13 protein-coding genes are annotated in these 15,153 nt (G+C 64.3%); 9 read left to right on the top strand and 4 right to left on the bottom strand.

Translation table 11 applies throughout. The features are described 5' to 3' along the window. Positions 1-14: 14 nt before the first annotated feature. Positions 15-2,537 (top strand): EAL domain-containing protein, encoded by a 2,523-nt coding sequence (locus DFR31_RS12050; protein WP_121442936.1) that lies wholly within the window; start codon positions 15-17, stop codon positions 2,535-2,537. 81 nt (positions 2,538-2,618) lie between these two features. On the opposite strand, the gene DFR31_RS12045 is transcribed toward DFR31_RS12050, so the two are convergent. Then, complete coding sequence (locus tag DFR31_RS12045) at positions 2,619-2,822, bottom strand: cold-shock protein (RefSeq protein WP_121442935.1); 204 nt, start codon at positions 2,820-2,822, stop codon at positions 2,619-2,621. A gap of 223 nt (positions 2,823-3,045) precedes the next feature. Between DFR31_RS12045 and DFR31_RS12040 the strand changes: the two genes are divergently transcribed. From DFR31_RS12040 to DFR31_RS12020, 5 genes are all read left to right on the top strand, one after another. Next, positions 3,046-4,020, top strand: coding sequence for a hypothetical protein (locus DFR31_RS12040; RefSeq protein WP_121442934.1), 975 nt, complete (start codon positions 3,046-3,048; stop codon positions 4,018-4,020). A gap of 717 nt (positions 4,021-4,737) precedes the next feature. After that, complete coding sequence (locus tag DFR31_RS14130) at positions 4,738-5,523, top strand: hypothetical protein (protein WP_425452573.1); 786 nt, start codon at positions 4,738-4,740, stop codon at positions 5,521-5,523. Positions 5,524-5,614: 91 nt separating this feature from the next. Then, positions 5,615-6,001, top strand: a complete 387-nt coding sequence (locus tag DFR31_RS12030) for a hypothetical protein (protein ID WP_245971184.1) — start codon at positions 5,615-5,617, stop codon at positions 5,999-6,001. Positions 6,002-6,012: 11 nt separating this feature from the next. After that, positions 6,013-6,720, top strand: a complete 708-nt coding sequence (locus tag DFR31_RS12025) for a C39 family peptidase (protein ID WP_121442932.1) — start codon at positions 6,013-6,015, stop codon at positions 6,718-6,720. A gap of 130 nt (positions 6,721-6,850) precedes the next feature. Next, positions 6,851-7,246 carry a hypothetical protein gene (locus tag DFR31_RS12020; protein WP_121442991.1) on the top strand — a complete coding sequence of 132 codons (396 nt, stop codon included), beginning with the start codon at positions 6,851-6,853 and terminating at the stop codon, positions 7,244-7,246. 9 nt (positions 7,247-7,255) lie between these two features. Here the strand turns inward: DFR31_RS12020 and DFR31_RS12015 are convergent, their stop codons facing one another. Next, positions 7,256-8,239 (bottom strand): transporter, encoded by a 984-nt coding sequence (locus DFR31_RS12015; RefSeq protein WP_121442990.1) that lies wholly within the window; start codon positions 8,237-8,239, stop codon positions 7,256-7,258. A gap of 106 nt (positions 8,240-8,345) precedes the next feature. Continuing rightward, on the bottom strand, positions 8,346-9,695 hold the full coding sequence (locus DFR31_RS12010) for a sigma-54 dependent transcriptional regulator (protein WP_425452572.1): 1,350 nt from the start codon (positions 9,693-9,695) through the stop codon (positions 8,346-8,348). 543 nt (positions 9,696-10,238) lie between these two features. Between DFR31_RS12010 and DFR31_RS12005 the strand changes: the two genes are divergently transcribed. The 3 genes from DFR31_RS12005 (at position 10,239) to DFR31_RS11995 (ending at position 13,732) form a co-directional block, all read left to right on the top strand. Continuing rightward, entirely contained in the window at positions 10,239-11,246 is a 1,008-nt protein-coding gene (locus tag DFR31_RS12005) for an NAD-dependent epimerase (protein WP_121442930.1), read from the top strand. Between the two features lie 74 nt (positions 11,247-11,320). Next, positions 11,321-12,718: an AmpG family muropeptide MFS transporter gene (locus tag DFR31_RS12000; RefSeq protein WP_121442929.1), complete on the top strand. Its 1,398-nt coding sequence runs from the start codon at positions 11,321-11,323 to the stop codon at positions 12,716-12,718. A 114-nt stretch (positions 12,719-12,832) separates the two neighbouring features. Further along, positions 12,833-13,732 (top strand): MBL fold metallo-hydrolase, encoded by a 900-nt coding sequence (locus DFR31_RS11995; protein WP_121442928.1) that lies wholly within the window; start codon positions 12,833-12,835, stop codon positions 13,730-13,732. 9 nt (positions 13,733-13,741) lie between these two features. Here the strand turns inward: DFR31_RS11995 and DFR31_RS11990 are convergent, their stop codons facing one another. After that, the gene (locus DFR31_RS11990) at positions 13,742-14,989 is read right to left on the bottom strand and encodes a M28 family peptidase (RefSeq protein ID WP_121442927.1); all 1,248 of its coding nucleotides are present in this window, start codon (positions 14,987-14,989) and stop codon (positions 13,742-13,744) included. Positions 14,990-15,153: the final 164 nt, after the last annotated feature.

Here is a 15,153-nt window from a genome sequence, read left to right as displayed (position 1 = left end):
GGAACCGCCATCACATGAGCCACCGACTACCCGTAGAACGCATCGTCCAGCCGGCCATACTCCACTGCACACCGGACACCCCGCTGTGCGAGGCGGCCGCCCGCATGGCGGAGCGGCAGTGCAGCTCCATCCTGATCATGCGCGACGGCGAGCCGGTGGGGATCTGGACAGAGCGGGACGCACTGGCGGTGGACTTCTCCGATCACTCGGCCACCCGGGTGGCCATTCGCGAGGTCATGAGCAGCCCAGTGGCCTGCATCCATGCTGGTACCGAGCTGGGTGAGGCCGCCATGCGCTTTCGCAGTGAGAATCGGCGCCATTTCCTGGTCATCGATGCCCGGGGCAATCCCGAGGGTGTGCTCTCACAGACCGACGTGGCCCTGAACCAGGGAATGGAGGCCTACCTGCGGCTGCGCGAAGTGGGCGCGGCCATGCGCAGCACCCCACTGGTGCTGGAGGCGGATGTGCTGCTCTCTGCCGTGGCCCGAAGGATGCGCGAAATGGAGCGCGATGCCGCCGTGATCCGCTTCGCCGAGGGTGACCTGGGCATCGTAACCGAGCGGGACCTGGTGCGCTTCATCGCGAACCACCCGGGTGACACCCCGATCGGCACCCTGGCCAGTCGCCCGCTCCTGACCGTGTCCGTGGACGACATGCTGATCCATGCCCGTGATCTGCTAATGGACCACAAGGTCCGGCACCTGGCGGTGCTGGACGACGAGGGGCGGGTCACCGGGCTACTCGGCTTTCGCGACATGCTGGCCGGGACAGAGCAGGTCTACCTAAAGGATCTGCGCCGCGCCCTGGAACAGCGCGACCAGGCGCTGGCCCAATCACGCCAGCACCTGCAACTGGCGGAGCGGGTCATCGATTCCTCGCTGGAGGGCATCATCATCACCGATGACCAGGCCCGCATCGAGTTCGTGAACCCGGCCTTCACCCACCTCACGGGCTACACCCTGGAGGAGGTGGCCGGGCGCACGCCGGCCGTTCTTTCCTCAGGACGGCACCCACCGACTTTCTACCAGGAAATGTGGACAACCCTGCAGGAGCAGGGCTACTGGCGCGGCGAGATCTGGAACCGGCGCAAGGGCGGCGAACTGTACCTGGAACTGCTGACCATCACCGCCATCACCGACGACGAGAGCAAGACCACCAATTACGCCGGGCTGTTCACCGACATCACCCACATCCGGGAGAACGAGCGGCAGGTCCGCCAGCTGGCCTACTACGACCCGCTCACCCGGCTGCCCAACCGACGGCTGCTGGACGATCGCTTGTCACTGGCCGTGCGCCACGCCCACCGGCACCGCCAGCGCCTCGCGGTACTGTTCATCGACCTGGACCACTTCAAGCAGGTCAACGACACCCTGGGCCACGCCGTGGGCGACGAACTGCTACTCAGTGTTGCTGAGCGTCTGCGCGACAACCTGCGCGAGGACGACACCCTGGCGCGACTGGGTGGAGACGAATTCATCGCCCTGCTGCCGGACCTCCACGAGGTGGACGAAGCCACCCGGGCGACACAGCGCCTCATCGGGGCCATCAGCCAGCCCTACGTCATCGATAGCCACGACTTCCGCGTGGGCTGCAGCGTGGGCCTGAGCTTTTACCCGGACGACGGCGGGAATGCCGACGAGCTGATCCGGGCCGCGGATGCGGCGATGTACCGGGCCAAAGAGGAGGGTCGCAACACCTATCGGCTTTACGCCCCCGAGATGGACACCCGGGTGCGCAGCCAGCTGGCCCTGGAGACGGCACTGCGCGACACGGCAGAGACCGGCAACGGCCTGAGCGTCCATTACCAGCCGATTTTCGACCGTGAGAGCGGTGCGCTGCATTCCGCAGAAGCGCTGCTACGCTGGACCCACCCGGAGCGCGGCCCGGTGTCGCCGGGTGAGTTCATACCCCTGGCGGAACGGTCCGGCCTGATCATCCCGCTGGGGCGGGCGGTGATGCGCATGGTCTGTACCCAGCTGAAGGCGTGGCAGCAGGCGGGGCTGGACCCCGTGCCGGTGGCGATCAACCTCTCGGCGCGGCAGTTCTGGCAAGGTGACCTGCTCAACGACCTGAAGGCCATGCTGAAAGGGTGCGAGCTGGACCCGCGGCTTATGAGCTTTGAGCTGACCGAGAGCACGCTGATGCACGACACCGACCGGGGCATCAGCACCCTGCAACGCCTGCGCGACCTGGGGTGCAAGGTCGCCATTGATGACTTCGGCACCGGCTACTCGTCGCTCACCTACCTGCAGCAACTGCCGGTCACCACGCTCAAGATCGACCGAAGTTTCGTCTCCGATCTCGGCACCTGTCGCAAGGGAGGCTGCGCCATCGTGGCCGCCGTGAGCGGCCTGGCACGGGAGCTGGAGCTGAAGGTGGTTGCTGAGGGGGTGGAGACTGACGCTCAACTGAGTGCCCTGCAGCAGTACGGAGTGCCGCTGGTACAGGGTTTCAAGACAGGTCGGCCGGCCGCCGGTGAAGATTTTGCTGCGGCCTATCTCCGTGGCAGCGCGGGAGCGCCCCGACTTTCAGATTAACCGTTCGCCCACAAAAAAGCCCTGCACGGAGGCAGGGCTTTTAGAGCCGACCCGGGCCAGGCCCGGGTCACGCACCGCACCTTACAGCGCGGTCACGTTGGCAGCAGCCAGGCCCTTGGGGGTGTTCTGGGTCTCGAACTGGACCTGCTGACCCTCGGCCAGGCTCTTGAAGCCGGAGCCGTTGATGGCGGAGTGATGCACGAACACGTCCTTACCACCGTCGGTGGGGGTGATGAAACCGAAGCCCTTGGCGTCGTCGAACCACTTAACAGTACCGGTGATCATGGATAGTCTTCCTCGTTTGATCGTTACTTACGGTGTTGCAGGTGTTGCTGTAAGGACAAACGGGAGTGACTACCACGGAGGGGTACTGCCGAACGTGCTACAGAACATCAACTGCAGGACCGACTATACGCCCCAGGTTGAAAAACGCAAACACTTTTTTTGCTTGGTCGGGCCGGCGCCATTACCATAAGTGGCATTGGGTAATATCAGGAGAGCACCCGCCATGTCCCCCAACCCACCCGGCGCAGAACCGGCCCAGGTTCTGCCCGGCCGCCGTGAGCAGGCCGCGTTCAGCGCACGCGCGCTGGCCCTCACGCTGTGGGCGGAATCCGAGTACGCCATACGGGATGGCGCTTACGCTTTCTGGTCACAGTTGCCCCACCCTATCGAACGGGACCCCATCTACCGGCTGGCACACAAGCTCTGCCACGAGCCCCTCGCCCCCGAACGCCAGCAGCAGTTGATCATCGCCGGGCGCAAGATCCACCAGCATGAGGGCCGCTTCGCCGACGCCCCGCCCGTGGGCGACAACATGGAACTGGAGTTTTACGGCCGCCTGCTCCTCAGTCTCGAACTGGTCACGGTGCGGTACTACCGTGAGCAACAGTCGTTCACGCCGCCGCCGAAAGGGCGATTGACCCAGGGCGCGCGAGTGCCACTAGGCCCCCTCGGGTCGGAAAAAAGACGGACGGTCCAGGCGTTCATGGATCTACTGGTCCAAAGCGCCGAGGTCAGCCGGGTACCTTTGCGCCTGTTCGATGATAGCGGGCTCCCCTGCGACCTTGATGCCCACGCCCTGGGGCGCTACCTCACCCAGGCGGATGGCAAGCCCAGCGTGTCCATCCTGATGGGGTACAACCGCCACCTTGACCCCACTGACAAGCAACAATCCCTGCACCGCGACAGACTTCTGCGCCTGACGCACCTGGTGGATGTCATATTCCGGCAGTTGCGCCGGCATGTGGTTGTAACCACCGACTTTGTTCCCCAATTGCTCCGGCGGGGCAACGTCCCGCTCTGGAATCGCGACACTCTGATCAGTGATGACGACGCCGCGGTACTCGAACTCTTGGGCGTCACCCTGTCCGAGGAGGAGCGCCGACGTGTGATGGAATCCCAGGCCATCCAGGACGGCAAGTCCGAGGGCAGTGAAGAGCAAAGCCAGGAGGACCGGCTCAGGGGTCTCAGAATCCTTTAGACGCCGCGCTGTCTACCTCCGGAATCACCCTTCCTGATCAAGCTTCCTCTTTCCTTTCAGAGATTTACACCAATAACAGCTGAAAACCCACTTTTGCCGTGTATTCGGCATGAAACAACAACGCCCTCCATCGCTCGCCCTGACCAAACATAACTAGTTGTTTTTACTGGTTATGTTTCGACTGGCCCGAAACCTGCGTTCCACGGTCTGCGTGGCTCGGGGGCCCACACAAGCCACTTGCGCCACGAACCAAGACGCATGTAGCAGTCAACCGATGGAGATTTGACGATGAAATTCGAGAAGACTCTGATCGCGACCGCAGTGGCACTGACCTTCGGGTTCGCCTCCTCGGTGGCCATGGCCAACCCGACCAACACCTCCGAGGGCGAGGCGGGTGATCAAACCGCAACGGCTACATCCTCGGCAGGCGATGGGGGTGCTTCCGCCAACGAGTACTCCACCGCCACGGTCAACAGCGACTCCAATAACAACAGCTCCGACAACAGCGTGAGCGACTCACAGAACGACAGTTCCGACAACAGCACTAACGTGGCTGACTCGGGCAATGACAGTTCCGATAACAGCACCAATATCGCTGACTCGGGCAACGACAGCTCCGATAACAGCACCAACGTCGCCGACTCGGGTAACGACAGCTCGGACAACAGCACCAACGTCGCCGACTCGGGCAATGACAGCTCCGATAACAGCACTAACGTGGCTGACTCGGGCAATGATAACTCCGACAACAGCCTGACGGATTCACAGAACGACAATTCCGATAACAGCCTCACCGACTCGGGTAACGACAACTCCGACAACAGCACCAACGTCGCTGACTCGGGTAACGACAGCTCCGATAACAGCACCAGCATCGCCGACTCGGGCAACGACAACTCCGACAACAGCATCAACGACAGCGGCAACACCCACGTCGCCGACTCGGGTAACGACAACTCGGACAACAGCACCAATGTTGCCGACTCGGGCAACGACAGCTCCGACAACAGCACTAACATCGCTGACTCGGGCAACGACAGCTCCGACAACAGCACTAACATCGCTGACTCGGGCAACGACAATTCGGACAACAGCGACAACTCGGACAACAGTGTCGCCGACTCCTTCAACGACAACTCCGACAACAGTGATCATTCGGACAACAGCGATAACTCCGATAACAGCATCGCTGATTCCTACAACGACAACTCCGACAACAGCGTCAACACCGCTGACTCTGGCAACGCGACCGACAGCTTCAACACCACGCTGGAGGTCAACGCGGTGGTCACTCAAAACGAGCTCTCCGGCCAGGTCACCGGAAACAGCGTGACCTTTGGCGGTGGTGAGGGCGAACTGCGCTACAACGCCGACAACATCATCGGCAGCGAGTCCTTCAACGGTGCAGCCGGCATCACGGTGCTGTCCCAGAACTCTGGGGCCAACTCGCTGAACCAACAGCAGGTCTCGGTACAGGCTCACCTGGAGGTGGGTGGCAACTAACCTGAAGCCACGTCCGGCATAACAGGCGGATGGCGGGCCCACGGGCCCGCCATCCGTTCAGATGTCCTGCTGACTTCCGGAGTGAATGGTCATGCCTACTTTAATCCCCAGGCTTTACGGCCGGTTAGGTGTCCCCCTCATCACCCTGGCATTGCTGAGCGCGGCCGGCGCCACCCATGCCCTCGACCCCGAGGCCAACCAGAGCCACCTGTCACCCGACACATTGGCCACCGCGGTGAATACCGACACACTCGGTGAGCAACGGGCGCGTCAGGGTGTCACCAACCTCCAGCTCGGCCAGGCCCTTTCGACCATCGAGTTGCGGGATAACCAGGTCATCGGGGGGCACAGCGGCCAGAACATCATCGGCGCGGGGGCATTCGGCGATGCCAGCGGCGTTTTCAGCGTCATACAGAACAGCGGCCACAACGTGGCCATTCAGGAATCCATGGTGATCAACATATCGGTTAACCCCTGAGGGCAATCGTTATGATCCACAAGCGCACTGTCCTCTCATGGGGCCTCGCACTGGCCCTGCTGCCGGCCCTGCCACCAGCTGCATCCGCTGGCGGCGCCGTGATCCCCGGCACCCTCGGGACCATGGAAGTCCAGGTGGACAGTCTGAAAACATTGCGTTTCCGTTCCGTGGTCCCTCAACAGTACGACTTCAGCTGTGGCTCGGCCGCCCTGGCGACACTGCTGACCTACCATTACGGCCGCCCCACCCCGGAGACAGCGACGTTCGACGGCATGTATCGCACCGGCGACCAGGCGCTGATCCAGACCCAAGGCTTCTCCATGCTCGACATGAAGCGATACCTGGAGGGCGAAGTGGGGCTGTCCAGCGACGGTTTCCGTCTGGGCCTCAATGACCTGGAGGAACTCGGCGTACCCGCCATTACGATGATAGAGACCGAGGGCTACCGGCACTTCGTGGTGATCAAGGGCATTCACGAAAACCAGGTACTGGTGGGCGACCCGGCCCTGGGCGTGCAGAGCTACACCCTTCGGGAATTTGAAGAGGTCCAGGTCAACAACATCCTGTTCATCATCCGGGACGAACTGGACCGGGCCCAAGCGAGCTTCAATGTGGGGAAGACCTGGCAGGCGGTCACCCGAGCCCCGCTGGAGTCCGGCCTGGCGAGGCAAAGCATCGCCAACCTGATGCTGCACCTGCCCCGGGCCGGCGAATGGTGACCCCGATGATCCGAGGAGCATTCCGGCCATGCGCGCCATTCTGACGCCCTGCCTACTGACACTGCTCATTCTGGCCCCCGCGGGCGCCGCCTTGGCCCTGCAACCGCTACCCGGCCCGGACGATACCCGGGTGGTACCGGATGAAGTGCTGGCCGAACAGCGCGGTGGTTTTTTCGGACGGAACGGGATGGAGATCGCCATCGGCCTGGAGCAGGCCACCGCGATCAACGGGGAGGAGGTGCACCGCACGGTGCTACGGGAACTGGCCCCGCTGGGCCGTGGTGGCAACGTGCCCGCCGATGCGCTGCGGCAGGTGGTGATCAACACCGGCAACGATGGCACCACCGTCCGGCAGCTAAGTGATCAGACCATCGGCTGGGTCACGGCCATCCAGAACGAGCTGGACGGCCAGCAGATCCAGCACACCACCATCATGCAGTTGGAGCTCAATAACGTGGAGATGCCCCGGAGCGATCTGGCCCGCTCGCTGGAGCGCCAATTGATCGAGGGCAGTATCAGCCACTGACCCGCCCCCTCAGAACCGCATCGGCATCCGCAGCGAGATCTGCACATCGGGCGCCGCCTCGGTCACTCCCATGCCGACCGACAGGTTGAGGGTGCTTCGCTGGCTGACCCGGTGCGAAACCCCCCACAGCAGCGTGCCCACCTGGCGCCGGCTGAAGACCGCGTCCAGGCCGCTGTCCCGCTCTGTTCGGGTGCGCTGCACCACGCTGTGATCATAGCCGAGGCTCATCGACGTGCGGTTATTCAGGCTGATGCCCATACCCAGGCTGGCACCGATGGCGTCACCCGGGTCCACCCGGCCGAAGCCGGAGCCCACATCCCGCTCCACGTTCCACAGGTAGCTGATGTTGCCGTAGATCACGGCGGGGTCGGTGGGGTAGATCATGGTGATGCTGGGCTGTACCCCCCAGAACCCCGAGCCGGTGGGCTGTTCATCGAATAGTTCACCGATTCGGTTGCCGTCCTCGTCAACAACGTCGCGGCGGTCCACCTCGAACGGATCCTTCCCGGTCCGTGTCTTCACCTTCAGGTTGGCGATGTAGAAGGGGCCCCCGCGGTCGGCGGTATTGATCTGGTAGTGCATGCTGAATTCCACGTCGCCCAACCCGTAACCGTCGGACCCGGAGATCCGGGCCATCTCGGTGTCCACCAATATATCCCGGCGGCGCACCCGCTGCTCGCGGTAGACATAGGGCACCTTCAACGCCACCTCGAACCGGTCGGTGACACCATAACGGGCCGCCACGGCGGCGGTGAGCGTGTCGCGCTCGGTCTCACTGACATCGATGAGCCCGATGGCCAGCGCCGGAATGATGGTGAACCCCTCGATGGAAACCTCCAGCGCACTGCTGTGCACGTAGGAGAGCGAGGGCTCCAACACCCATCGCCCTTGCGGGGTGAGCAGGCCGCGCTGCTCAAAGACCGCCACCTCCGGCTCCCCGCCCTCAGGGGCCTCGCCCACCTCCGGACGAGACTCCTGGGCCAGGGCCACCATGGGCACGCCCAGCACGATCGGGCACAGACAATACAGCCACTGCTTTAAAGCGCGGTTCTCCACGGTATTTCTCCAAGCCCCGTACCCCCGGGGCAATGCGCTGCGCTCAGGAACGCCCCGGAAGGATTATCCCGTACTTATTGATCAGGCGGTACAACGTCACCCGCCCAATGCCCAGCTGGCGCGCTGCCCGGGAGACGTTGTGAGCACACTCACGGAGGGCTGCTTCCACCGACTCACGCTCGGCCCGGGCACGGGCCTGGGCCAACGTCTTCGGATGGTCTTCTGTAGGCGGGCGCAGCCCCAGGTCCTCCGGGGCGATCAGCCGCCCCTCGGCCATGGCCACCGCCCGCTGCACCCGGTTGACCAGCTCGCGCACATTGCCGGGCCAATGGTGTCGGTACAAAGCCTCCACCGCTGCCTGGGTGAAGCCGCGAAGGCGCGGGCGCTGGTGGCGGTAGCGCTCCAGGTAGAAGCGCGCCAGACGCATCAGATCGCCCCCCCGGTCGCGCAGCGGCGGCATGTCCAGCTGAATGACGTTGAGCCGGTAGTAGAGATCCTCGCGGAACTGCCCGGCGTCAACGGCATCGGCCAGGTCCACGTGAGTGGCCGCCACCACACGCACATCCACATTGACCGGTTGCACACCGCCCACACGCCAGATGGTGCCCTCCTGCAGGAACCGCAACAGGTTGACCTGCAGTTCCATGCCAAGATCACCGATCTCATCCAGAAGCAGCGTGCCGCCGTGTGCCAATTCCAACTGCCCCAGCTTGCGGCGGCTGGCACCCGTGAAGGCCCCGGATTCATGGCCGAACAACTCCGACTGAATGAGCTGTGGCGGCAAGGCGCCGCAATTCACTGCCACGAAGGGCCCTCCGGCACGCCGGGAGTTCCGGTGCACGGCCAGAGCCGCCAGCTCCTTGCCCGTGCCGCTCTCGCCCTGCACCAGCACCGGGACATCGGAATCGGCCACGCGCATCAGGCGCTTGAACAACTGCAACATGGGAGCGCTGTTACCTATGATCGGCGTGCCGTCACGGCCCTCCCAGTCCGGCTCCGGGGGCTCGTCCAGCGCCTCCAGATCGGCCATGCCGTAGGCACGCCCCAGGGTGACCTCCAAGCGCCCGTGATCCAGCGGCAGTGTGTGAAAGTCGTAGCAGCACTCGCGGATGAGCTCCCGCACCTTCTCCTGCAGGAGCAGTCCTGGTGGGATGAGGGCGATCCACTGGATATGCTGGTGCTGGTGTACCAGCTCGACAACCGAGGATGGCAAGGGGGCGTCCAGGTCCAGCAGCCCAACACGCACGGATTGAAGATTCACGCTGCGGGCTGCCCGTCCCGGGGTGATCCGGTGCAGGCGCCAATCCCTGGAGAGCGCCTGGAGGGCATCGGTGGCCGCCCCGCCGCCAGCGACCCAAACCACGTCACGGGGCATAACCGCTGCCCCGGGCATCACCGATTGCAACACAGGCTCCGGGCGTGCGCCATCAATCGACCAAGGGCCGGCGACGCTCTTACCCCCACCAGAGAAAAGACTACTACCCGGTTTCACTCTGGCCATTCTCCTCACCCAATCAATTACCCCAACAAACGAGAAGCACCGGACGACCACGCGTTTGCTCCAATTATGGAACACAGGCGTTAGGATCGAGTCACAAGCTTCATGTGTACTGTTCTGGATTCTAGTAAAAGGTTCGCGAAAACGAAGGAGGGAGATGAGCGGCGGATCACGCTTTTTTATTGCAGTGTGAAAAGAATCTCGCAATTAAGTGCACCACCCACTGCAAGTGGCTGAATCAACTAAAATCTCGCAAAACGCATACACGACAAAAAAACAACGCAGGCCAACCAAAAGAAAAAAGAGAAACCTTTTCCACAAAACCCCAAACGGAACAATAAGGGAAAACCTTCGGCAGCCGAATGCCCGGCCGGTGCCATCATGTATAATCCATGGCATCAAACCAGTCACAGACTTCACACGGCCACGGGACATTCAATGAAACACCTGGTCACCGGCGCCGCCGGCTTCATCGGCTACCACACCGCCCAGGCACTGCTCGCCCGCGGCGACGAGGTCGTCGGCCTGGACAACCTCAACGACTACTACGACCCGCGCCTGAAGCGCGCCCGCCTGGCACGGCTGGAGGGCCAGCTGGGCTTCCGCTTCATCAAGCTGGACCTGGCGGACCGGGAGGGCATGGCGGCACTGTTCCGTGACGAGCGCTTTCAGCGGGTGATCCACCTGGCGGCGCAGGCCGGCGTACGCCATTCGCTGACCGACCCCTACAGCTACGTGGACAGCAACGTCACCGGCACGCTCAACGTGCTGGAGGGCTGCCGCTACAACCAGGTGGAGCACCTCACCTTCGCCTCCACCAGCTCGGTCTACGGCGCCCACGAGGACATGCCCTTCACCGAGCACCGGCACACCGACCACCCGCTGGCCATCTACGCCGCCACCAAGAAGGCCACGGAGCACATGGCACACAGCTATGCGCACCTCTACGGCCTGCCCTGCACCGGGCTGCGCTTTTTCACCGTCTACGGCCCCTGGGGCCGGCCGGACATGGCGCTGTTCCTGTTTACCCGCAACATCCTCGCGGGCAAGCCCATCGACATCTACAACAATGGCGATCACGGGCGGGACTTCACCTACGTGGACGATATTGTCGACGGCGTGATCCGCGCCTCCGACCGGGTGGCTCGCCCGAATCCAGATTGGGACCCGAAACAGCCCGACACCGCCACCTCCAATGCCCCCTGGCGCATCTACAACATCGGCGCCAGCCGCCCGGTGCGGCTGATGCACTATGTCGAGGTGCTCGAGGAGGCACTGGGCCGCAAGGCCGAGAAGAACTACCTGCCCCTGCAACCGGGGGATGTCCCCGAGACCCATGCCGACGTCTCCGCCCTGGCCCGGGACACCGGTTACGCACCGAAAACCTCCGTTGAAGAGGGCATTCAGCGCTTCGTCGAGTGGTACCGCTGGTACCACGAGGTCTGACGGACGGGGCCACCCGTCGGCGCAGCTGGTAGGATGGGCCGCCATTGACCACCACCAGCAGGAGCCCCAGCCCCGTGTCATCGGCCACCGCCCCGGACAGACTGACCGGCCTGCGCGTTTACCTGCACCCGCGGGTCATCGGGATGGCCTTCCTCGGGTTCTCCGCCGGGCTGCCCCTGCTCCTGGTGGGTGGCACGTTCACCGCCTGGCTGCAGGACCTGGGGGTGGAACTGGCCGCGATCGGCTTTCTCAGCTGGGTGGGCATGGCCCACAGCATCAAGGTGCTCTGGGCCCCCTTCGTGGACCGCCTGCAACTGCCGCTGCTGACCCGCTGGTTCGGCCGACGACGGGCCTGGATGCTGCTCGCCCAGGCGATCATCGCCACCTCCCTCGCCGGGATGGCGCTCAGTGACCCGGTCAGCCAGCTGGCCTGGGTTGCCGTGTTTGCCGTGGCCGCCGCGTTCGGCTCCGCCACCCAGGACGTGGCCATCGATGCCTACCGGGTGGAAGCGGTGGCCCGGCACCGCCAGGGGGCCATGGCGGCCACCTACGTGTTCGGCTACCGGGTGGCCATCCTGACCGCCGGCGCCGGTGCTCTGCACGTGGCCCACCTGGCTGACTGGTCACTGGCCTACGGGGCCATGGCGCTGTTGATGGGCGTGGGGCTGGCCACCACCCTGATCATCCGCGAGCCGGAGGTGGCCATCAGCCAGGACACCCGGCAGATGGAGCGGCAGGTCACCGACTATCTGGAACGCACCGCCCACACCGGTCTGCGCCGGCGGGTGACCGCCTGGCTGATCGGCGCAGTGATCTGCCCCTTCGCCGACTTCTTCAAGCGCTTCGGCCTGGGCACCGCGGTGGTCATCCTGCTCTTCATCGCCACCTTCCGGATCAGCGACATCTTCATGGGGGTCATGGCCAACCCCTTCTACCTGGACCTCGGCTTCAGCAAAGACCAGATCGCCAACGTCGCCGCCGCCTTTGGCCTGGCCATGACCCTTTTCGGTGCCGCAATGGGCGGCGTGCTGGTCAGCCGCTACGGCATTGCCCCGATGCTGATTTTTACCGCCATCATGGCCCCGGTCACCAATCTCACCTTCTCCTGGCTGGCCGCCCTGGGCCCGGAAATTTACGGACTGGTGCTGGCCATCGTGGCGGACAACATCACCGGCGGGCTGGCCATCTCGGTCTTCATTGCCTACCTCTCCAGCCTGACCAACACCGCCTATACCGCCACCCAGTACGCCCTGTTCAGCTCACTGATGACGCTGCCCGGGCAGTTCATGGGCGGGTTCACCGGCGTGGTTGCCAGCCACGTGGGCTGGGAGAGCTTCTTCGTTATCTCGGCGGCCATGGGGATACCGGCCATCCTGCTCGCCCTCCTGCTGGTGCGACTGGCCCATCCAGACCGCGTACGCCAGCCGGGCAAGAATGGCGTCGAGCGGCCCGACGGCGCCGAGCAGGGCTGATCGCGCCATTACCAATGGCCCCGATAGACAGCATCAACCATACAGGCGCGACCAGAACCGTTAGAATTCAAACCATTGAATGTATAGATTCACAGGAAACCAGGAGGCTAACGCATGCGAGATTTCGGCATCTCCGAGGGCGCACCCGAGGTCGTGGCCTTTTTTGACGCCCGCACCTTCAGCGTGCAGTACATCGCCATCGACCCGGCAACCCGCCGCTGCGCCATCATTGATCCGGTGCTGGACTACGACGAGAAGTCGGGTCAGACCGATACGCATAACGCCGATCGCATCCTGCGCTACGTGCGTGACCATGACCTGAAGGTGGACTGGATCCTCGACACCCACCCCCATGCGGATCACTTCTCGTCAGCCCGCTACCTCAAGGAGCAGCTGGGGGCGCCGACCGCCATTGGTGACCACGTCACCGAGGTCCAGTCCCTGTGGTCCGATTTCTATAACCTGAAGGGCTTCCCCGCCGACGGTTCCCAATGGGACAAGCTGTTTGCGGAGGGCGAGACGTTCAAGGTCGGCGAACTGGACGCCCGGGTGATGTTCTCCCCCGGCCATACGCTGGCCTCGATCACTTACGTGATCGGCGACGCCGCCTTCGTTCATGACACCCTGTTCCAGCCCGATTTCGGCACCGCCCGGGCCGATTTCCCCGGCGGCGACTCCGCCCAACTGTGGCAGAGCATCCAGGCCATCCTGGCCCTGCCGGACGAGACCCGGCTGTTCACCGGCCACGACTACATGCCTGATGGCCGCGAGCCGGCCTGGGAAAGCACGGTGGCGGAGCAAAAACGCAGCAACATCCACCTGAGCCAGGCCCCGGACAAGGCGAGCTATTGCCGCCTGCGGGATGAGCGCGATGCCACCCTGCCCATGCCCAAGCTGATCCTGCATGCGCTGCAGGTGAACATCCGCGGCGGCCGGCTGCCCGAGCCGGAGGACAACGGTCGGCGGTACCTGCGCATCCCCCTGGATGTGCTGAAGGACGCCAACTGGGGCTGACCCCGGCTGTCAGGGCCGTCCCGGGTGCGCTACCGGGTCGGCCCGGTCCAGGCGGGGGTGGTGCTCGCGAAAGCGATGGCGCAGGGCCTCCGGGTCCGCGCCGCGCTCGTCCAGCAGCCGGGCTGCGGCGACCACACCATGCAGTGCGGCGAGCACATCGGCCGTGTGCCCCGTCTCCGAGATGGTGTGCATGTTCCGGATCGGGATGCCCACCGAGGCGGCCGCACAGTCCACGCTGGCCAGCACCCCGGCCATCCCGTCGGTCCCGGTGTCCGTGCCGACGACGTCCCGCTGCACCGGAATGCCCAGGGCCCGGGCGGCCTCCACGAGCACCTGGTTGAGCTGCTCGCTCACCACCGATCCCACCGCCAGACTGAATCCCTTCCCCATCTCCAGCGGCTGCGGCCGGCGCTCAGCCAACCCCGGGGCCGCCACGTAATCGTGCTCCACGTCCACCGCGATCAGGGCATCCGGCCGGTAGTGTGCAGCCAGCACGCGGCTGCCAAAGCAGCCAATCTCTTCGTGGCTGGCAATGGCGAACAGAACCCGAATGTGGCGCGGCTCCGCCGCCTCGGCCAACAGCCGCGCGGCCTCAGTGGTGACAAAACTGCCCAGTCCATTGTCCAGGTAAGCACCATAAAACGTGTCCGGACCGAAGCCCCGGCGGATCGGCCGGTGCAGCAGCAAGGTATCCCCCGGGCGCACACCCAGCCGCTCCACCTGGGCCTTCCTGTCCTCCCCGTGGATCTGCAACTCCAGGTAGAGCTGCTCCCGCTTCACCCCCTTCTCACCGCTGCGCAGCTCCGGCTCGGCAAAATGGATGGCGCCCAGTGCCTCCACCGTGCCCCCGTCGATCACCCGGTAGTGCCCGGGTCGGGCCGGGTTCTCACTGAACAGCCGCACCTCATGACCGATCAGGGTGGCGGGCAGAAAGCCGTCGCTGTTAAGCCACACCTTGCCGTCATCACCGATGCTCCTCACCTGCAAGCGGATCTTGTCGGCGTGGCCCACGATCATCAGCCGGAAACGCTGCATGTCGCCGGGGTGGGTATCCACGACGATGCCGGCGTGCCCCTGGAACTGGCGCAGCGCCCAGCCCTCGGGCATGAAGGACTCGAACTGCGGGCGCAGCACGCCGCAGGTCATGGCCGCCTCCAGGCCCACCGGGCTGGGTGCCGCCAGAATACGGCGCATCAGCTCGAACTGGGCTTCGGGCATAGGGCGGCCCCAGGGCGTGGGCAGGTTCTGCGCGGACATGAGCGCCTCCGGACAAACACCGTTTGCTCCGAATAATAGGCGCCAGGCAGCCGCCTGTCGGGTTGTTGATCCAACGCATCGGGATTGTTGCGCTGCAAAAGCCCGTGGTGATAGTATTGCCGCCCAACGGACCTCGGGGCTGTAGAAAGCTGGCAACACCGGCG

Source organism: Alkalispirillum mobile (genome assembly GCF_003664325.1).
GTDB lineage: Bacteria > Pseudomonadota > Gammaproteobacteria > Nitrococcales > Halorhodospiraceae > Alkalilimnicola > Alkalilimnicola mobilis.
The sequence above is the reverse complement of the archived record's forward strand: the minus strand, read 5'-3'. Positions and strand labels throughout refer to the sequence as shown.